The sequence below is a fragment of the Shewanella sp. ANA-3 genome, assembly GCF_000203935.1.
Classification (GTDB): domain Bacteria; phylum Pseudomonadota; class Gammaproteobacteria; order Enterobacterales; family Shewanellaceae; genus Shewanella.
The window spans coordinates 348,101-365,163 of sequence record NC_008577.1; the positions used below are offsets into that span (position 1 = coordinate 348,101).

At 49.1% G+C, this 17,063-nt stretch carries 23 protein-coding genes; 8 read left to right on the top strand and 15 right to left on the bottom strand.

Annotation, left to right across the window (positions count from 1 at the left end; all coding sequences use genetic code 11):
- Positions 1-187: 187 nt before the first annotated feature.
- Both SHEWANA3_RS01650 and SHEWANA3_RS01655 read right to left on the bottom strand, forming a co-directional pair.
- A complete protein-coding gene (locus tag SHEWANA3_RS01650; RefSeq protein ID WP_011627465.1) occupies positions 188-841 on the bottom strand; it encodes a DUF2959 domain-containing protein in 654 nt (217 codons plus the stop codon).
- A 29-nt stretch (positions 842-870) separates the two neighbouring features.
- Positions 871-1,092, bottom strand: coding sequence for a hypothetical protein (locus tag SHEWANA3_RS01655; protein WP_011627464.1), 222 nt, complete (start codon positions 1,090-1,092; stop codon positions 871-873).
- Positions 1,093-1,173: 81 nt separating this feature from the next.
- On the opposite strand from SHEWANA3_RS01655, the gene SHEWANA3_RS01660 reads away from it, so the two are divergent.
- The 6 genes from SHEWANA3_RS01660 (at position 1,174) to azoR (ending at position 5,448) form a co-directional block, all read left to right on the top strand.
- Positions 1,174-2,187, top strand: coding sequence for a virulence factor BrkB family protein (locus tag SHEWANA3_RS01660; RefSeq protein ID WP_011715543.1), 1,014 nt, complete (start codon positions 1,174-1,176; stop codon positions 2,185-2,187).
- 45 nt (positions 2,188-2,232) lie between these two features.
- Positions 2,233-3,189 carry an alpha/beta fold hydrolase gene (locus tag SHEWANA3_RS01665; protein ID WP_041412512.1) on the top strand — a complete coding sequence of 319 codons (957 nt, stop codon included), beginning with the start codon at positions 2,233-2,235 and terminating at the stop codon, positions 3,187-3,189.
- Positions 3,186-3,788, top strand: a complete 603-nt coding sequence (locus tag SHEWANA3_RS01670) for a hypothetical protein (protein ID WP_011715545.1) — start codon at positions 3,186-3,188, stop codon at positions 3,786-3,788. Before SHEWANA3_RS01665 ends, SHEWANA3_RS01670 begins: the two co-directional genes overlap by 4 nt.
- Before the next feature lie 15 nt (positions 3,789-3,803).
- Entirely contained in the window at positions 3,804-4,241 is a 438-nt protein-coding gene (dtd, locus tag SHEWANA3_RS01675; RefSeq protein ID WP_011715546.1) for a D-aminoacyl-tRNA deacylase, read from the top strand.
- A gap of 39 nt (positions 4,242-4,280) precedes the next feature.
- Entirely contained in the window at positions 4,281-4,718 is a 438-nt protein-coding gene (locus SHEWANA3_RS01680) for a thioesterase domain-containing protein (protein WP_011715547.1), read from the top strand.
- A gap of 133 nt (positions 4,719-4,851) precedes the next feature.
- Positions 4,852-5,448: an FMN-dependent NADH-azoreductase gene (gene azoR / locus SHEWANA3_RS01685; RefSeq protein WP_011715548.1), complete on the top strand. Its 597-nt coding sequence runs from the start codon at positions 4,852-4,854 to the stop codon at positions 5,446-5,448.
- A gap of 61 nt (positions 5,449-5,509) precedes the next feature.
- Here the strand turns inward: azoR and SHEWANA3_RS01690 are convergent, their stop codons facing one another.
- The 3 genes from SHEWANA3_RS01690 to SHEWANA3_RS01700 all read right to left on the bottom strand — a co-directional run bounded on the left by SHEWANA3_RS01690 (position 5,510) and on the right by SHEWANA3_RS01700 (position 6,710).
- Positions 5,510-5,674: a hypothetical protein gene (locus SHEWANA3_RS01690; protein ID WP_011715549.1), complete on the bottom strand. Its 165-nt coding sequence runs from the start codon at positions 5,672-5,674 to the stop codon at positions 5,510-5,512.
- A 41-nt stretch (positions 5,675-5,715) separates the two neighbouring features.
- Positions 5,716-6,039 carry a rhodanese-like domain-containing protein gene (locus SHEWANA3_RS01695; RefSeq protein ID WP_011627458.1) on the bottom strand — a complete coding sequence of 108 codons (324 nt, stop codon included), beginning with the start codon at positions 6,037-6,039 and terminating at the stop codon, positions 5,716-5,718.
- Between the two features lie 95 nt (positions 6,040-6,134).
- Positions 6,135-6,710, bottom strand: a complete 576-nt coding sequence (locus tag SHEWANA3_RS01700; RefSeq protein WP_011715550.1) for an XRE family transcriptional regulator — start codon at positions 6,708-6,710, stop codon at positions 6,135-6,137.
- 129 nt (positions 6,711-6,839) lie between these two features.
- On the opposite strand from SHEWANA3_RS01700, the gene SHEWANA3_RS01705 reads away from it, so the two are divergent.
- Entirely contained in the window at positions 6,840-8,027 is a 1,188-nt protein-coding gene (locus SHEWANA3_RS01705; protein WP_041412906.1) for a benzoate/H(+) symporter BenE family transporter, read from the top strand.
- Between the two features lie 57 nt (positions 8,028-8,084).
- Here the strand turns inward: SHEWANA3_RS01705 and SHEWANA3_RS01710 are convergent, their stop codons facing one another.
- A complete protein-coding gene (locus tag SHEWANA3_RS01710) occupies positions 8,085-8,540 on the bottom strand; it encodes a GNAT family N-acetyltransferase (protein ID WP_011715552.1) in 456 nt (151 codons plus the stop codon).
- 355 nt (positions 8,541-8,895) lie between these two features.
- Here SHEWANA3_RS01710 and SHEWANA3_RS01715 point away from each other — a divergent pair, with 355 nt between their 5' ends.
- Positions 8,896-9,537, top strand: coding sequence for a CatB-related O-acetyltransferase (locus tag SHEWANA3_RS01715; protein ID WP_041412908.1), 642 nt, complete (start codon positions 8,896-8,898; stop codon positions 9,535-9,537).
- Between the two features lie 200 nt (positions 9,538-9,737).
- Here the strand turns inward: SHEWANA3_RS01715 and SHEWANA3_RS01720 are convergent, their stop codons facing one another.
- The 9 genes from SHEWANA3_RS01720 to SHEWANA3_RS01760 form a co-directional block, all read right to left on the bottom strand.
- A complete protein-coding gene (locus SHEWANA3_RS01720; RefSeq protein WP_011715554.1) occupies positions 9,738-10,169 on the bottom strand; it encodes a hypothetical protein in 432 nt (143 codons plus the stop codon).
- 54 nt (positions 10,170-10,223) lie between these two features.
- Positions 10,224-10,694, bottom strand: a complete 471-nt coding sequence (locus SHEWANA3_RS01725; RefSeq protein WP_166485340.1) for a hypothetical protein — start codon at positions 10,692-10,694, stop codon at positions 10,224-10,226.
- Between the two features lie 178 nt (positions 10,695-10,872).
- Entirely contained in the window at positions 10,873-11,283 is a 411-nt protein-coding gene (locus SHEWANA3_RS01730) for a hypothetical protein (RefSeq protein ID WP_166485341.1), read from the bottom strand.
- A 323-nt stretch (positions 11,284-11,606) separates the two neighbouring features.
- Positions 11,607-12,350, bottom strand: a complete 744-nt coding sequence (locus SHEWANA3_RS01735) for a hypothetical protein (RefSeq protein WP_011715556.1) — start codon at positions 12,348-12,350, stop codon at positions 11,607-11,609.
- Positions 12,351-12,360: 10 nt separating this feature from the next.
- Positions 12,361-13,614, bottom strand: coding sequence for a beta-ketoacyl-ACP synthase (locus tag SHEWANA3_RS01740; RefSeq protein WP_011715557.1), 1,254 nt, complete (start codon positions 13,612-13,614; stop codon positions 12,361-12,363).
- Entirely contained in the window at positions 13,615-14,340 is a 726-nt protein-coding gene (locus SHEWANA3_RS01745; RefSeq protein ID WP_011715558.1) for a 3-ketoacyl-ACP reductase FabG2, read from the bottom strand. It abuts the gene before it with no gap.
- A 125-nt stretch (positions 14,341-14,465) separates the two neighbouring features.
- A complete protein-coding gene (locus SHEWANA3_RS01750; protein ID WP_011715559.1) occupies positions 14,466-15,005 on the bottom strand; it encodes a hotdog family protein in 540 nt (179 codons plus the stop codon).
- A 5-nt stretch (positions 15,006-15,010) separates the two neighbouring features.
- Positions 15,011-16,228: a beta-ketoacyl-[acyl-carrier-protein] synthase family protein gene (locus tag SHEWANA3_RS01755; RefSeq protein ID WP_011715560.1), complete on the bottom strand. Its 1,218-nt coding sequence runs from the start codon at positions 16,226-16,228 to the stop codon at positions 15,011-15,013.
- A 96-nt stretch (positions 16,229-16,324) separates the two neighbouring features.
- Positions 16,325-17,059: a DUF3261 domain-containing protein gene (locus SHEWANA3_RS01760; RefSeq protein ID WP_011715561.1), complete on the bottom strand. Its 735-nt coding sequence runs from the start codon at positions 17,057-17,059 to the stop codon at positions 16,325-16,327.
- Between the last annotated feature and the right edge of the window lie 4 nt (positions 17,060-17,063).

Consider the following 17,063-nt stretch of genomic DNA (forward strand, 5'->3'; position numbering starts at 1 on the left):
TGATTAACGTTGAGCTAACAAGTATGCCATAAAGTATCAATAGCGTACTGAGAATGAAAAAAAATCAGCGAGATTAGGGGATTTTATCGAGTTAAATAAAGCGGTAAACAGCAGGCGTAATGGAAGATTTAAGAGGGTATCGACCTTGCCAGCCTCTGCGGCTGACAAGGTAAGATGACGTTGAGCGTTAACCTTTAGAGTTTTCGAGGGCCTCGATAAACTTGGTCGACTCGTTGATCGACTTGTTCATCTCTTTGATTAGGCCTGAAATATCCGTCTGCAAACTCGCAAATTCCCCTTTAATCGCGCCAATCGCTTGAGCATTCAAGTTATGCTTTAAATACAGCATATTGTCTTTCATGGCGGTGAGGATAGGTGGCATTTTCGATTCGGCGCGGCGCATGGTTTTCATCAGTTGCTCGTAGGAACGGCGGGTTTCCTTGAGCTTGGTTTCACTGTTGCGGCGCAGGCTGGCTTTGCTGATCTCGCCGATTTCGGCTTGCCATTCATCGAATAGCGCCTCGGCGACATCTTCGACTTTATTGATGCGATTACTCACGTCATCGGCGGCAGTTTGGGCTGACTCGTATTCATCTTTGGCCTTGTTATAGGCCTTTTCGAGGTTGCCACCATCGTGGTTGAGCAGGGCTTGCATCTCCTCGAGTGCTGAACTGAACTCTTTTTGGGCATCCTCTTGGGATTCTTTTGCGGCCTTCACTCTGTCGACCATGATGTCGCGCTTGTGGTAGCCCACTTTTTCCATGGCGCCGTAATAGGCACTCTGGCAGCCCGTCAGCAATAGCGTTGCCGCCATCAGGCTTGAGGTGATCAATCTTTTCATTGGGTATTCCGTCACTGAGTCAAATGAAGTTAGTCGGCCTTAAAACGCGCCGCATCGATAATGCTCCAGAGGTGAAAGATAGCACCTATTACAGCAGGGACCACTAACCACCAGAGGGCATAGCCAACCACAGTGACCACGAAAAACAGCAATGCAGCCAAAATTCGTCCCTGAACTAGTTGACCTAGGCCGGGAAAGAACAGACTAGCGATAGCGGCGATAACATTGCCCGCAGATCCTTGTTGTGACATCAATTCACTCCTTAGACTTGTAAATTAAGTGTTTATTGTACGAAGATAACGAGTCAATACCAACAGAATCAAGAGAAACCCGTGACTAAGAAGATAGAACTGGCACAAATTCAAGTCTTATTCCTCGGGATCTGGCGCTTCCTGCTGCATTTACGCCAGCGTTTAGTGGAAGATCAAATCAATATCCGCGCCGGCCACTTAGCCTATGTCACCCTGTTATCCCTTGTGCCTATGGTGGCCGTGACTATGTCGATGCTGTCGGCTTTCCCTGTGTTTAAGGGGATCCGTGGCCAAATCGAAGCCTTCGTTTATGAGAATTTTCTGCCCGCGGCGGGCGATACGGTACAAGTCTATATTAATGAATTTGTTGGCAATGCCTCTAAGGGCACGGCAGTGGGGATCGCGGCTCTGGTCGTGGTGGCGATTATGCTGATCTCCGCCATCGATAAATCGCTGAATAATATTTGGCGTACTAAGGAAAAGCGTTCAGTGGTGGTGGCCTTTTCCATGTATTGGATGGTGATTACCTTAGGCCCAGTGCTGGTGGGCGCGAGCCTAGTGGCGACTTCCTACGTGGTGTCATTAAAACTGTTTGAGGGCGACGCCTTATCTGGGGTGATGCCGCTATTTATCGAGCGCTTGCCTATGCTGTTTTCGGTGGCAGCGTTTTTACTGCTCTATATGGTGGTGCCGAATCAAAAGGTGAAGTTTTGGCATGCGCTATTAGGCGCGGTAGTGGCGGCCTTACTGTTCGAGTTGGGGAAAAAAGGCTTTGCCCTGTATGTGACTAAATTCCCAAGTTATGAGGCCATTTACGGCGCATTGGCGACCATCCCTATTCTGTTTGTTTGGGTCTATTTATCTTGGATGATAGTGTTGCTGGGCGCCGAAATTACCGCGGCCATGCCTGAGTATTTGGACTATGAGTCTAGCAGCAATATCAACGAAACCAATCTCGATGGTGAGCCTTTAGCGGCGCAGAATACACCCGCCGTGGAGCCAGAAACCATATCTGCCCAATCAAGCCAAGAGGTTGATACGATGGGTGAACTTGCCGCAAACGCGCCGCAATCGACTACACTGGATAAGCCGTAGCTAAGTTGTCATCCACCAAGACATTTAACGAGCCTTATCCCGCCAATGATCACTGACGCCCATCAGCTTGCTCCTTTTATCCGCCGTGATTGGTTGATGATGGGCAATGGGCAGCAGTTGCATCTTGCACAATATGGTAATCCGCAGGGTATTCCACTGCTGTATTTGCATGGCGGTCCAGGGGCGGGAGCTTCGGTCAGTGAACTGAGTTTATTTAACCCCGAGCACTACTGGATTTTACTGCTAGATCAACGTGGTGCGGGACAATCACTGCCTACTGGCGAGTTGGAGCATAATCATTTAAATGGACTTATCAGCGATATTGAGGCGATTCGCATTCACTTAGGCATAGAACGTTGGTGCTTAGCGGGTGGCTCATTTGGCGCCACCTTAGCCTTAATTTACAGTGGTTTATTTCCCCATCGAGTGATTGCCCAAGTGCTGTGGGCGGTGTTTATTCCCTCAGAGGCCGGTATTGAATGGCTCTATGCCCCCTCGGGCGCAGCGCAGTTATATCCGCAGGCTTACCGTGAATTTGCTGCACCTTCTATTGGTTTGGCGGATTTATTTACGCACTATCAGCTAGGATTTAACGCCCAAGATGAAGCAACCCGTCATGAATTTGCCCGTCGCTGGATCCAATGGGAATTAACCTTAGCGGGCGTACCAACAGGCTTGCCGAAGCGGCTTGCGGCGCCTTTGCTAGCCTTAGCTCAAATTGAGTTGCACTATGCAAAAAATGATTACTTCAATATGTTCAGCATATTACAGCGGGTGACATCACAAGTCACAGCGCGTACCCTGCTATTACAAGGCACACAGGATGCTGTCTGTCCGGCACGTTTATTAGCCGCATTTTTGGCAAAAATCGACAACCCTAGGATACAAATTCATACCATTGTCGATGGTGGGCATTCGCTGAATAGTGACATACTCCCACTTGCCGTCACACTCGAGATCCAAGCCATGTGGACTTGGATAAAGCGACAGGAGCTAGCATGAAATTAGCCGTTATTATTGCCGCCATTTTGGGATTAACTGCCTGCGCGGCCACCTCATCTCCTACCCCGGAGTCTCAATCCTCATCTTCTGTGGTTGAGTCCACTGAGGCGCGCGCTCCCGTGGCGCCTAAAGTGGTGCAGTTGGCGGGTATGACCAACGAGGTCGCCGCCGATACCTTGTATCAGGCCTTACTCAATGCCAACTATTTAGCCACCAAGGTCGGGGCGGATAAGGTTGCGGTGCAGTTTGGCAATAATGATTTTATGCTCGAACCCAGTATGAATGCTGCGGGGATTGACCGTATTCTGATGAATCGTTTTTATGCGGTGCATCCGCAGTTGCAGGCCAATCCTGAGTTGCCAGCGGTGATTGGCGAGCTGAACGCCAAGCTCAATTTTGCTAAATTCGTGCTGCGTGAGCAGGGCGCGGTGATCCAAATCCAAGGCACTGTGACCTTTGCCGATAAGGTCGAAATCGAGGAACTTCGCCGCTTTATGCTGTGGACCGATGGCGGTTTAGCTGAAATTGCCCAGTCATTACCCGAAGGTGTGGAGCAGTATCTGCGTCCTATCCCATTGATGCCCCTCGTTAAGTCTTAATTTAAAGGAAAAGTTGTGATCGCGTTAATTCAAAGAGTGAGCCGCGCCAGCGTGGTGGTGGACAATCAAACCATAGGTGCAATCGATAAGGGCTTGTTAGTTTTACTTGGGGTTGAGCGGGAAGATAACCGCGAGAAGATGGAAAAATTAGCCACTAAAGTGATGAGTTATCGGGTGTTTTCCGATGAAAATGGCAAGATGAATCTCAACTTAACTCAGGCGGGAGGCTCGCTTTTAGTGGTTTCGCAATTTACCTTGGCCGCCGACACTGGCCGTGGCCTGCGCCCGAGCTTTTCGGGGGCGGGTACTCCTGAGCAAGCGCTTGGTCTATATGAAGACTTTGTCGCCTTTTGCCGTGCGCAGGGCGTGACCACAGAAACAGGGCAATTTGGTGCCGACATGAAGGTCGAGCTAATCAACGATGGCCCTGTGACCTTCAATTTGCAGGTGTAACCCACAGGACAGTGTGCCAACGGCAGTAAGGACATGCACATGGATGAATTATTAAACCAATTGCGCCAGACCTGGCACAGCACCATTCCCGTTAGCGAGTTTATGCAGATAGCGCCAATATCCTATTTGGATGGCGAGTTATTTGTGAGTGCGCCACTGGCGCCGAATATCAACCTGCATAACACAATGTTTGCGGGCAGCATTTATACCCTTATGACCCTCACTGGTTGGGGCATGGTGTGGCTGCAACAGCAACTTCAACAGGTGGATGGCGACATAGTGTTAGCCGATGCCCATATCCGCTACATGGCGCCCGTGACCTGTGCGCCCGAGGTCATAGTGCGTTGGCCTGAAACGGATTTAAGCCCGCTGCAACGGGGGCGTAAAGCCAAAGTCAAACTCGAAGTACAACTCTTTTGTGACGATAAACTCTGCGCCCAATTCGATGGCTTGTATGTCAGTGTGCCTAAAATGTAAAACCTTTCTAAAAAATAGAAATTAATCTCAAATTTTATCCGCTTTTTTTCTTTTTTATGGGCTAATAAACTAAGCCCATAGAGTCGAGAGCAAGTTGAAAGACTCTCAAGAATTTCAATTTTCGGAGCAGATTATGTCTAAAGTCCTAGTGTTAAAATCCAGTATTCTTGGCGGTTATTCACAATCTGCCTTGTTAGTTGACCACCTTATCGGTAAATGGGAAGACCAAGGCGCGACCATCACAGTTCGCGATTTAGCGGGTAAAGATGTGTTGCCAATGGTTGATGGTGAAATTGCCTCTGGCCTACGTGGCGGCGCTGAGTTAACTGCACGTCAGCAAGAGATGCTCGACCTGTCTAACGCCTTAGTTGAAGAGTTAAAAGCGAACGACACTATCGTGATCACCGCGCCTATGTACAACTTCAACATTCCAACCCAGCTGAAAAACTGGATTGATTTTGTGGCCCGTGCAGGTGTGACTTTCACTTATACCGAAAACGGCCCTAAAGGCTTAGTGGAAGGTAAACGCGCTGTGTTGATCACCACCCGTGGTGGCGCCCATAAAGATGGTCCAACGGATCACATTGTGCCTTTCTTAAAAACTTTCCTCGGCTTTATCGGTATCACCGACGTGGAAGTGGTTTATGGCGAAGCGCTGAACATGGGCCCAGAAGCCAACCAAAAAGGTATCAGCGAAGCGAAACAAAGCCTCGATGCGTTAACCGTTTAATCGTCAAGATAATAAAAAATGCCAGCGTAAATGCTGGCATTTTTGTTTCTGCAGCAAGCGATTATTCGCACAGCTTGCAACCGAGGGACATAGCACTGGTTTCGATATAATGCACCTTAGTGCTGGCTTGGCCACGGTTGCGGCTTACGCTGTAGCGGGTTTCGCGAACCGCTTTGGGCTGAGGCGGTTGTTCGCCGCTAGGCGGACGTGGGCACTTTGTTGTCATCCGCACCTCCTCACGCATAGTTGGTTTGCTTGGCTTAGGCCTTAGCTTGGCTGGCAGCAGACTAAATCTTTTAGCGAGCCACCGTTAACCACACATTCAAAACCATTGGCCCTTAAAATATCGCAACCCTTTTGGGCACGAATGCCTGCGCCGCAGTAAAGCACAAAGGGATGCTGTTTATTTTCAACCTGATGTAACCATTGGTCGAGCGTTGGCAGCGGCACGTTGATGGCCTGAGGCAAATGACCCGAGGCAAATTCCTCCGGTGAGCGCACATCGATAACGCGCGCACCTTGATCAATCAATTGCCAACACTTTTCACCGTTGCTGCTACCAGATAATTTAGCCAGTAAAGATTGAAACATAGCTTTGCCTCTATGATTAGAAAAGTTTCAATAAGTTTATTCTAATGGATTGGCGGGCGCAAGCGGCAATCTGTTGGGCACTTGGCTTGTCGGCATTACTCCGCGGTAGACGATGCTCTGTGGTAGTGGATTAGATCATGAAATACTACGGGTAGATCGCTTAAGTTACGGTAACCATGGGGTTTATCGGCGGCAAAGCGCACGGCTTCGCCCTGTTGTAATGGCTGCCACTGGCCATCGACTAACACTTCCATGTTGCCGCTGAGCACGATCACATGCTCGGTCACACCCGCCTCATGGGGCTCGGAGAGGCGCTCATAGTGCGGCAATAGGGTGAGTTCAAACATCTCAAAACCAAAGCGTGGCTCAAAGGGAAATAGCGACGCCACTAACATGCCGTCGGTTGCTGGCTTTTGGCGTAATGCATCGGCGTTACGAAAGAGGGCGCCTTGGCTCTCGGGTGTCGGCTCCAGAAAAGTCGAGAGTGAGATATTAAAACCGCTGGCGATTTTCCACAGGGTAGCAATGGTGGGGCTAGATTCGCCGCGCTCAATCTGGCCTATCATGGCCTTGCTTACGCCTGTCTCGAGTGCCGCTTTATCTAAGCTCCAACCCTTTTGGCTGCGCAGTTGTTTTAGGGTCGCGGCAAGATAGCTGTTGATGGTCTGCATTAGATTCTGACGCTTAAAAAATTATTTGTACGTTATAACGCACAAGTGCTATCTTGTCCATTGTGTGCGTTATAGCGCACGATGAGTGGTTCGATGATCAAGACAAAGGTAGACAGAGGAGTAGGGATGATGTGGCGCGAGGCTTTGGGACTATCAAAAATATCGGCGGGCTTTATTGCCGTGCTGGTGGGCTACAGCAGTTCGGCGGTGATTATCCTGCAGGCGGCGGACGCTGTGGGCGCGACATCGGCACAAATGAGTTCATGGCTGTGGGCCTTAGGTGTCGGCATGGGGCTCACCAGTATTGGTCTGTCTCTCTACTATAAAAATCCGGTACTTACGGCATGGTCGACACCTGGGGCGGCGCTGATGGTCAGCAGCCTAGCGGGATTGAGTATCCACGAAGCCGTAGGTGCCTTCCTTATTAGCTCTTTGTTGATTACCCTCTGCGGCTTGACAGGCTGGATGGATAAGCTTATTCGTATCATGCCACCCTCGGTGGCAGCGGCCATGTTAGCGGGGGTTTTATTGCAGTTTGGCTTAGGGCTGTTTCAAGCCATGCAGACTCAGCTGAGTTTAATCCTCTTGATGTTACTAGTCTTTGTTGTGCTTAAGCCCTGGGCGCCGCGCTACATTATGTTGCTCACCCTCGTTGCGGGGATAGGGATGAGCTATCAATTGGATTTATTGCAACTCGATAAGTTTGAGCTGCAATTTGCTGCCCCCGTATGGATAGCGCCTACGTTTTCTTTAGCTTGCGTGGTGGGAGTGGCGCTACCCTTATTTGTGGTGACTATGGCTTCGCAGAATATGCCAGGGGTGGCCGCGCTCCACGGCCATGGTTATCGCCCGCCTATCTCACCATTAATTACCGTGACGGGGCTGATGGGCGTATTGTTTGCACCCTTTGGCGGCTTTGCCTTCAACCTATCCGCCATTACGGCGGCCATTTGCATGGGTAAAGAGGCGGACCCTAACCCCGTAACTCGTTATTGGGCGGCGGTGTGGGGCGGAATCTTTTATTTGATAACAGGTCTACTCGGCGCAACTGTGGTGGGGCTCTTCGCCGCATTTCCGAAGGAATTGGTGCTGGCGATTGCAGGATTAGCCCTGCTTGGCACCATAGGTAACAGTCTGACCGCTGCGCTCGCGGATAACGACGAGCGAGAGGTGGCTGTGATTACGTTTCTCGTCACCGCCTCGGGTGTGAGTATATTGGGGATCGGCAGTGCCTTCTGGGGATTATTACTCGGATTTTTAATGCATTACTGGCACAAGCATCGCGCCTTAACCACAGCTAAACAGGCAAAAGCTTAGCTGTGGTTAGGTCTAGATTGAGGTTCGCCACCTTAGTGGATTGATGTGTGTTGAGGCCTAGAGCTTTTTGGTCATAAACAGGCTATTGGGGTCGAGCACGTAATCGGCAAAGGGGCCGCACAGCTCGAAGCCAAATTTGGCATACAGGTTACGGGCGGGCTGGAAAAAGGCCATTGAGCCCGTTTCTAAACTGAGGCGCTGCACGCCTGCGGCTTTGGCGTCATTGATCAAATGCTGCAATACCTTAGAAGCAATCCCCTGTTGTTTGTAGGTGGCGGCGGTACGCATCGATTTGATCTCTGCGTGCTCGGCATCTAACCATTTTAGTGCACCGCAGCCCGCCAGATTTCGGCCATCCCACAGTGTCCAAAAGCGAATATTGGGTTGGCGCAGTCCATCCAAGTCTAATGCGTGCACACTTTCCGGCGGCGAGGTTGCTCGCATATCCTCGAGGTGTTCAGTTAAAAGTGCTGCAATTTCAGGCCCTTTTAGATCATCTAGTATTATTTTCATTGTTGCTCTCAAGATTAAAATTCCCTGTGTTGTCGCTTATCCATCATAGCGTTATCACGTTTCGTTGTTTTTAGGGGTAAAACGCCGCGGTGGATAAGCAAAGCCTAAGCCAACAAAGCGAATGGCATCTGCCTGAACGACAGCATCTTATTGGTAATAGGTTTGCCGATACGGCGTAGGCTGTTGTAACTTATGCTCGTAACGCTGAGCTATGGTGCTCTAGCATCCACTTCAAACACTCGAGTTTATTTATGCCGTTTATCTCTTCACCTTTATTAAAACAGCCTCGAATTCACTGACGACATAGTCTTTATTTGTCAAATTTTGATTAATTAACATGAGGTTGAAGATGCTAATGGAAAATAAGCATTGGTCCAAAGTCCAGTTGCTGCATCAAGTAGTGACAAATCCGAATATTACTATCAAAGGTGAGCACAGTTATTACAGCGATTGCTGGGATAAGGGCTTCGAAGAGTCAGTCGTTCGATATCTCTATGGTGACGAAATCAGCCTAACTTGGGATCCGCTGTGGGAAATAGATAAGCTCCACATTGGTGATTACGTCTGTATAGGAGCGGAAGCTGTTATTCTGATGGGGGGAAATCATACCCACAGGGCCGACTGGTTTTGTTTATATCCCTTTATGGACGTTATAGAGGAAGCCTATGTTGGCAAAGGTGATACGCATATAGGCGATGGTGCATGGCTGGGCATGAGAGCCATGATTATGCCGGGTGTTTCGATAGGGGAAGGCGCTATCGTTGCGGCAAATAGCGTTGTCACTCAAGATGTTGCTCCCTATAGTATAGTGGGAGGAACCCCTGCCAAGTTGGTTAAATATCGTTTCGAACCCTCTGTTATCGATGAGTTATTAGGTCTAAGGATTTACGATTGGCCTCAGGCAAAATTTGAGTCACTCAGGCGATATTTATGTGCATCGGATATTGAGAAACTTAAAGAGGCCGCTTTAGCTTACGATGCGCAGCATTGCGCTTGACCAGCATCTTATAGCGGTGATTAAACGTGTTATGCCTCCGGTTTCACTCACAAAGGCTGGAGGTAAAATAAAAGCCGAGATGATGCTCGGCTTTTATCTTTACGATTCTTTTGGAAAATAGAGATATCCAGCATTAATGGCCTAGCACTCGATCGTTGAGTGATGCCAGCCCTACTTTGGTTTTACTGTCTGCACTGTGTCTACAGGATAACCAATTCCCCTGTTTGGGTTATGCCACACGGCCAGACACCGTTTTTATATAACGCTAAGATGGTTAACCATTTTCCAGGCTGATTGGAAAGGACTTCTTTGGCTGCATGTTTACAAGCGAACAGCGCGCTACCCTTCATTGGCTCTGTATAGTTATGTGGGCCATTAACGAGTTTAGGGTGAGCATTCCCTACAGTGCGCAACGATCTTAACGCGGCTTTATAAACCCTCTTCTCAGCCTCTTTGTCGTAAGGCCGTTGGTCTGCATTAGCCGTAAATGTTCCTTCGAACGGATCGGATTGATCTCTACTGGTCGGCAACCAATCCCATTCAAATTGCAATTGAGAAAGCGCTAAGATGTGCTCAGCTTGGCTCAACCAATTGGTATTCTCTATTTGTTCAATCAGTGTTTCGATGTTCATTAGTTGTTAATGCCCAAAGCGGTTCTGTGACTTTATTACGATACTTTGTTAGCTCTATTTTGATTGACCAATCAATAGCTTGAGATTATCCCAAAAGGTCTTAGCGGTATTTAAATTCTTGTGGCCAGCTTGGGTTAGTACGAGATCAGTAGACTGTCTTTCTATACACACTAGCACCCGTTCCTTGAGCTGTTTCCCCATTTTGTCGTCCATCAATAATGCTGAGAGGGCGATGCTAATAGTGGCCACATCATTAATCGATAAAGTTGTGTAGCTATTGGTGATCATTTTCTTGAGGACGGCGGGTGGATACTCGGGGATCCATTGTTTTACTCCCCAAATTTTTAATAACCGATCGAGAAAGCCCTTTGGATTTTTTGTTCTCTGTCTCCACTCGATATAAATTCCTAGCGCATCCATAAACGAATCAAAATACCAATCTTGGAATTGCGCCACTAATTCATAATCTTCTGGTTTCGCGCTTTTAAACTTATCTAATACTACAGAAGTTGATAATTCTTCCATACACATTACTTCGATGAACCTGAAAAACACATAACAATTTGTATTGTGCATGCGCACATAATCTTTCTTCAGGCTACTTGGTAAAATAATTTGCAGCCTACTGATTTACATTTTGTTTATACAGTAGCAAAAATCATTTTTAGCTGGAACTATGCATTTGCATGATTTTTCTAGTTTTTTAAATGCATATTTCATTGCTGAATTGAAGGTTCATAATGTTTGTTACAGTAGTTTGAGAACCATCACGAATATCGATAGATATCCAATTTCCAGCTTCAAGGTATGAACGTAGCTGAGGTTCATTACAGACTTTACTATTAATTATAGATTTGGAATTAGACTTTATCTTTTCGATATCAACATTTGGTTTATCCATTCCTTGTATTTCTAGTGCCAAGGATATTCCTGATGCGCTAGTTTTGAACCATGTCATTTTTATCTTTTCGTCATCGTCAGTAAAATACACTCGCATCCTTTCTTCTAAGCTTTTTTCTGGTTGTTCTTTTAAATATTCGACGTAATACATCCAGCCAAGGTTTAGTGTAAATGCCACAAAAATTAAGGTTTTTAGGGGGTTATTAAATTTCACAACGTTCGACCGAGTGTATATGACATTTGCATAGTGCACATAAGCTCACATCCTATGATTTAGCAGAAAAACTTTCAACCAACTGATTTAAATATAATTTATACGGTACAAAGAATCATTATGGGGAGAACGGGTTCACTAGCATGATTTCAGAACATTTTTATACGTGTTAGTCATATGGCACGCAGATTACGTTAATGCTTGAAAGGTAAATTATGGGAATTGGTGAGACCACTGTCCGTCCCATGACTTGCCTACAAAAGAGAGCAAAAAGCCGAGATGATTCTCGGCTTTTTATTAACGCTTTTACGAATCCAAAGGGATTAGTAGTACTTCTTCAGATAGCTTTCAGCGTAGCTTTTCAGCTTTTTGTTTGGGTTGTTGTTGGCAATATTTTCAATCACTTCGCGGTATTGCGTATTGCCCGATGCGGCGAGGGCTTTAGCCATATTGGCGTAGGTGTCGATGGCTAACTTGTCGTTGCTCATTAGGCGTGGATTTTTCAGCTCAACGCTAAGGCGCTCTAATAGAAAATCATCGTAGTTTTGATCGTCCATTATGCGTTTAGCGGCGAGGCGCATCAGCTCTAAATCATCGCTTTTCAAGGCGTTGGCAAAGGCATTGTTCTTAGGGCTTTGCTCGGCCACATATTGGCTGTTATCCGCTAAAATGGCGTTCCACTTCTTGTATTGCGCTAGATTTTCAAGGGCTTGTGATGCGTACTTCTTTAGCTTCTTATGGTAGCTGCCATTAACTATGTTGCTGATGGTCGCGCTGTATTTGTCATTACCCGAGTAAGCTAAGCCTTTGACTAACCAAGCGCTGTAGTCGATGGCGTTTTTCTCGGTGGCGAGGGGCAGGGATTCGAGCAGTTTGGCCTCTAACACATCGTAAATGGCGGGATCGGATAATCCGGCAATCGTCAGGGCTTCGATGGCTTGTTTTTGCTTAAATTGATTGTCGCCTTTAAAAATTTCTTGATAGGTTTCAACCGTATATTCCTGCGCCCATACGGGTGAGCCCAGTAAGCTAATGCCGAGTAAAATGCTTGCTACTAATGGTTTCATTGATATGTCCTTATGTCGTTTTCCAGCGTTTAAAAATCAGTGAGGTGTTGATGCCGCCAAAGGCGAAGTTATTGCTCATCACATAGTCAGTGTCGAGTGTACGTGGCTCGCCGCGAATGTAATCGAGTGCGGCACATTCTGGGTCGATATTGTCGAGATTAAGCGTGGGGGCAAACCAGCCCGCATTCATCATTTCGATACTGACCCATGCCTCTAACGCGCCGCAGGCACCTAAGGTATGGCCTGTGTAGCTTTTCAGGGATGAAATCGGCATATCCGCACCAAATACTGCATGCGTTGCATGGGTTTCGGCAACGTCACCACGATCGGTGGCTGTGCCGTGGGCATTTACATAGCCAATGGCATCGGGCGTGAGCGCCGCATCCTTAAGGGCTAAGCGAATGGCGATTTCCATGGTATCGCTATTGGGCTGAGTCACATGCTGACCATCGGAGTTAGTGCCAAAACCGACGATCTCGGCGTAAATTTTCGCGCCGCGCGCCATGGCGTGTTCTAACTCTTCGAGTACCAGCGTACAAGCGCCTTCACCAATCACTAAACCGTCGCGATGGGCATCGAAGGGGCGAGGCGTTAACTCAGGGGTGGCATTTTTAGTGCTGGTGGCAAACAGGGTGTCGAATACCACGGCCTCGGTCGGGCAGAGTTCTTCACCGCCGCCCGCGAGCATTAAGGTCTGTTGCCCGTATTTGATGGCCTCATAGGCGTAACCTATGCCTTGGCTGCCCGAAGTACAGGCGCTGCTGGTGGTATGAATGCGTCCCTTAAGACCAAAGAATACCCCCACGTTTACCGCAGTGGTGTGTGCCATCATGCGGATATAGCTGGTGGCGGTGACGCCTGACATATCGCCATTTTTGAGCATATCGCCAAAGGCGACCAGCGGGTCAGTACTGCCGGTGGAAGAACCATAGGCAATCCCCATTTCCCCCGAGGTGACGATAGGATCGTCCAAGAGTCCAGCATCCATCAGCGCAAGTTCGCTGGCGCGAGTCGCCATAATCGAGACGCGTCCCATGGAGCGGATCTTTTTGCGGGAATAGTGGCTCGGCACCTCAAAGTCAGTAATAGGTGCAGCTAAGCGGGTGTTCAGCCCGTCATATTTATCCCATTCCGCCATCGTCACGACACAGTTTTTTTGTGCCTTAAGGCTGCTTGCGATACTCGGCCAGTCATGGCCTAGGGCACTGATGCCACCGATACCAGTAACGACGACTCGTCTGCCTAGGGGATTGCGCTGCGTCATTTAGATCATGCCTCCATTCACCGAAATCACTTGGCGCGTGATATAGGCAGCATCGTCCGACATTAAAAAAGCGGCTAAGGCGGCGATTTCATTCGGTTTACCCATGCGTCGCATAGGCACTAACTGCTCGACCATATCCTTAGGAATATCCGCCACCATATCGGTTTCGATCAAACCTGGGGCGATACAGTTGACGGTGATTTTACGTTTGGCCAGCTCTAAGGACAGCGCCTTAGTGGCACCAATCAACCCGGCCTTAGAGGCGCTGTAGTTGACCTGTCCACGGTTGCCCGCAATGCCTGACACTGAGGCTAGAGTGATGATACGGCCACCCTTGCGGCCTTGTACCATGGGCATTACGCAGGGGTGAATGACATTGTAAAAACCATCGAGGTTAGTGTGGATCACGCTGTCCCACTCGGCTTCACTCATCGCTGGGAAGGCATTGTCACGGTTGATGCCAGCATTGAGTATCACGCCATAATAGGCGCCATTGGCCTCGATATCGGCCTCAATGGCGGCTTTTACCGCGGCGCGGTCGGCAACATCAAACTTCAATAGGCTGACGTTCACCCCAAGGGCGCTAAGCTCTGCGGCGCTGGCATCGGCTGCGGCCTGATTGCTGTGATAATGCAGCGCGATATCGTAGCCCGCCGCGGCCAGTTTAAGGGCGATGGCTTTGCCAATACCGCGGCTCGAACCTGTGACTAATACTCTGTTATTCATCTTTATTTCTCCACCCGTGATGCTTGATGATGAGTTGTTTATGCATCAAAGGGCTAAATCCTTTTGTAGTGCGACTGACGTTGCGTCGGTTTAAAGCTTGGCGCTTGTGAGCGCTAGGCCAGACATTAAGCCTGACTGGAGGCGATATACGCTTGGGTGTCCTGGGGTTGGAACACGTTCACATTGGCCTCGGCCACGAGTTGTGGTGTTTGCTCCGCTCCCGCCTCGGGCAACAGATAAATCTGGCAATCGAATACCGCCAGTCCCGACTCTTCCTGATAGAGGCGTTTAACCCGAGTGCGGTAGCGGCGATTGAGTTCGTACTGCGCTGTGTGCAAGGCTAATTTACGCGATCCCAATAAAAAACCTACTCGGATTTTATCGTGGCGCAGTTTGGCCTCGACGCCGGCGAGGGCCGCGATGCTCTGTGCCATATACTCGATACCCACATAATTGGGAACGGCCTGACGTTGCTCGTCAAAATAAGCACTCAGAGGAGTGATCTGCACTTCGGTTTCGAGCGCATCCTGCTGATGGCGAATAATCTTATCAATCAAGATCATTGGCGCGCGGTGCGGAATAAAATCGGCAATATTCTGCTCGGCTAATTGTTGCAGCCACATCGGCTCGGCGGGTGCCATTGCAGTGTCAGTAGAACTGGACATAAATCTTAAGCCCCTTTACGGCAAAAAATCAGGCAGGCATTGCTGCCGCCAAAGGCGAAGGAGTTGCTCATCACATAGTTCAGCCTGCCATGCTCGGCACATTGTTTGGGCGCGACTAAGGCTATGCTGGGATCCTGTGGATCTGGCTGCCCATCAAACCTGTGGGGAGGCAGGGCAAGATGGTGATTATGGGGTGAGAGCAGTAAATAACAAAATGCGGCTTCAATCGCGCCCGCGGCACCTAAGGTATGGCCGACCAGCGGTTTGGTTGAGCTTGCGGGTGGCGGCGTGTCGCCAAATACCGAGGCTACGGCACGGCTTTCCATCGCATCATTTTTAGGCGTTGCTGTACCATGTAAGTTTATATAATCAATCTGTTGCGCCGATATCTGTGCATCATCAAGCGCGGCCTGCATGGCGGCAATTGCCCCCGCACCTTCGGGATGTGGCGCCGACATATGGTGCGCATCGCTCGACTCGCCTATGCCTGCAAGCAAAACGCAGGCTTCATTTGCTGTGTTGTCTGTCGCTAAGGTCAGAGTAAATAGCGCGGCGCCTTCACCGATATTGATGCCATCGCGGTTGGCGCTGAAGGGGTTGCAATGTCCCTTGGAAACCGATTCTAAGGCGTGAAATCCGTTGACTGTCAGTTGGCACAGGCTGTCGATACCGCCGACGATCACCATATCGCACAGCTTGGCCTCGAGTAGGCGTTTGGCGCTGGCAAATACCTTGGCGCTAGAGGAGCAGGCGGTCGAAATGGTGTAGCAAGGGCCTTGGAGCTCAAATAACTGGCGTAGAAAATCGCTGGTGCTACCGAGTTCCTGCTGGAAATAATGGTAATCGGCGGGGAAGTGGCCGTGTTGATTGCGATAGGCCAAGGCGGCTTCGCCTTTCGAAATTCCCGAGGTGCTGGTGCCTAAGACCACGCCGATACGGTCGGCGCCAAACTCACCTTTGGCTTGCTCTACGGCATCGCGAATTTGCAGTGCGGCAGCAAGGAGCAACTGATTATTGCGACAATCGAATTGCGCCAGCGCGGCAGGTATCGTCGGTAACGACTCAGTGACGGGCGCAACCAGTGTCGACTCCTCAAATAGCAGGGTTTCACTGGTTTGCATGGCACTGGTATCGCCTGCAATCAAGCGGGCTAACACCTGCTCGGGCGTTTGCCCTAACGGGGTACACAATCCAATTTGTGTAATGGCGACTCTGTTGTTCATTGCTGCTTGCTATACCTATGGCCTTTGATGTGAGCAAGGCTAAAGGCTCATATCGATTGGCTGTTAACGGGTGCCTATGGCATTGTCAAAAGACGATTAAATGGGTTGTATCTCTAACTCAAACTTTGCCTGTGGCATGGTCAAATTAATGTGTGCTTGCCAGAGGGCATCATCGGTCTGTTGCTGATAACGGATTTGTATCACTTGAGTTTGGCTATCGCTGCGACTGATAAGCGTATCTTGGCTATAAAACTGGCGACAGGGAAGAGTGTCACACAGACCTGTCACTAACTCGCCGCCCTCTAAATGGCTTTTAATACTTTGCTCCGGCCAATAGATGAGTTGCATCATCGCCATCAGGTATTCGGCCTTAAACTCATCCCCTAGCAAGAGACTCTGTTCACTGCTGAGTGTATTCCCATCGTAAACCAAGGTAAACAATGCCTGCCCAAGGGGCGCGAGCCCGACCAGCGTCATCCGTTCCCCTTCGAGTTCGAGCTGGGTGAGTAGCTCGTGGGTGTTATCGCCCACCTTAATGCTCACCTTCTGACTAAAGGACTGGGGCGAGGATACCCCAGCTTTGCTGTCACCTTGCTGACTATTGCCTTGAATTTTAGGGTCATTCGTCAGCGGCTTATTGAGCGGTTTATTCGTTGCAGGGCCAAAATCATGGGGCAGTGGCGCTAAGCAGTAACGCATATCTTTCGCCAAGCCAACACAGGTTTGCCGATAGAGCAGCTCGCTGCATCCCATCAAGCCTAGGCTGATAAGGAGCAGGGAAAAGGTTGCTATCGCTTTGGGGCGACCTTTGGCGTTAAGGCTTAAGCGCATCGAA

What these genes read in the sequence shown, in the direction of transcription:
- SHEWANA3_RS01650 (WP_011627465.1), bottom strand. Translation starts at nt 841, where the DNA reads ATGAAAAGATTGATCACCTCAAGCCTGATGGCGGCAACGCTATTGCTG.
- SHEWANA3_RS01655 (WP_011627464.1), bottom strand. Translation starts at nt 1,092, where the DNA reads ATGTCACAACAAGGATCTGCGGGCAATGTTATCGCCGCTATCGCTAGT.
- SHEWANA3_RS01665 (WP_041412512.1), top strand. Translation starts at nt 2,233, where the DNA reads ATGATCACTGACGCCCATCAGCTTGCTCCTTTTATCCGCCGTGATTGG.
- SHEWANA3_RS01670 (WP_011715545.1), top strand. Translation starts at nt 3,186, where the DNA reads ATGAAATTAGCCGTTATTATTGCCGCCATTTTGGGATTAACTGCCTGC.
- SHEWANA3_RS01680 (WP_011715547.1), top strand. Translation starts at nt 4,281, where the DNA reads ATGGATGAATTATTAAACCAATTGCGCCAGACCTGGCACAGCACCATT.
- azoR (WP_011715548.1), top strand. Translation starts at nt 4,852, where the DNA reads ATGTCTAAAGTCCTAGTGTTAAAATCCAGTATTCTTGGCGGTTATTCA.
- SHEWANA3_RS01690 (WP_011715549.1), bottom strand. Translation starts at nt 5,674, where the DNA reads ATGACAACAAAGTGCCCACGTCCGCCTAGCGGCGAACAACCGCCTCAG.
- SHEWANA3_RS01695 (WP_011627458.1), bottom strand. Translation starts at nt 6,039, where the DNA reads ATGTTTCAATCTTTACTGGCTAAATTATCTGGTAGCAGCAACGGTGAA.
- SHEWANA3_RS01700 (WP_011715550.1), bottom strand. Translation starts at nt 6,710, where the DNA reads ATGCAGACCATCAACAGCTATCTTGCCGCGACCCTAAAACAACTGCGC.
- SHEWANA3_RS01705 (WP_041412906.1), top strand. Translation starts at nt 6,840, where the DNA reads ATGTGGCGCGAGGCTTTGGGACTATCAAAAATATCGGCGGGCTTTATT.
- SHEWANA3_RS01710 (WP_011715552.1), bottom strand. Translation starts at nt 8,540, where the DNA reads ATGAAAATAATACTAGATGATCTAAAAGGGCCTGAAATTGCAGCACTT.
- SHEWANA3_RS01715 (WP_041412908.1), top strand. Translation starts at nt 8,896, where the DNA reads ATGGAAAATAAGCATTGGTCCAAAGTCCAGTTGCTGCATCAAGTAGTG.
- SHEWANA3_RS01720 (WP_011715554.1), bottom strand. Translation starts at nt 10,169, where the DNA reads ATGAACATCGAAACACTGATTGAACAAATAGAGAATACCAATTGGTTG.
- SHEWANA3_RS01725 (WP_166485340.1), bottom strand. Translation starts at nt 10,694, where the DNA reads ATGGAAGAATTATCAACTTCTGTAGTATTAGATAAGTTTAAAAGCGCG.
- SHEWANA3_RS01735 (WP_011715556.1), bottom strand. Translation starts at nt 12,350, where the DNA reads ATGAAACCATTAGTAGCAAGCATTTTACTCGGCATTAGCTTACTGGGC.
- SHEWANA3_RS01740 (WP_011715557.1), bottom strand. Translation starts at nt 13,614, where the DNA reads ATGACGCAGCGCAATCCCCTAGGCAGACGAGTCGTCGTTACTGGTATC.
- SHEWANA3_RS01745 (WP_011715558.1), bottom strand. Translation starts at nt 14,340, where the DNA reads ATGAATAACAGAGTATTAGTCACAGGTTCGAGCCGCGGTATTGGCAAA.
- SHEWANA3_RS01750 (WP_011715559.1), bottom strand. Translation starts at nt 15,005, where the DNA reads ATGTCCAGTTCTACTGACACTGCAATGGCACCCGCCGAGCCGATGTGG.
- SHEWANA3_RS01755 (WP_011715560.1), bottom strand. Translation starts at nt 16,228, where the DNA reads ATGAACAACAGAGTCGCCATTACACAAATTGGATTGTGTACCCCGTTA.
- SHEWANA3_RS01760 (WP_011715561.1), bottom strand. Translation starts at nt 17,059, where the DNA reads ATGCGCTTAAGCCTTAACGCCAAAGGTCGCCCCAAAGCGATAGCAACC.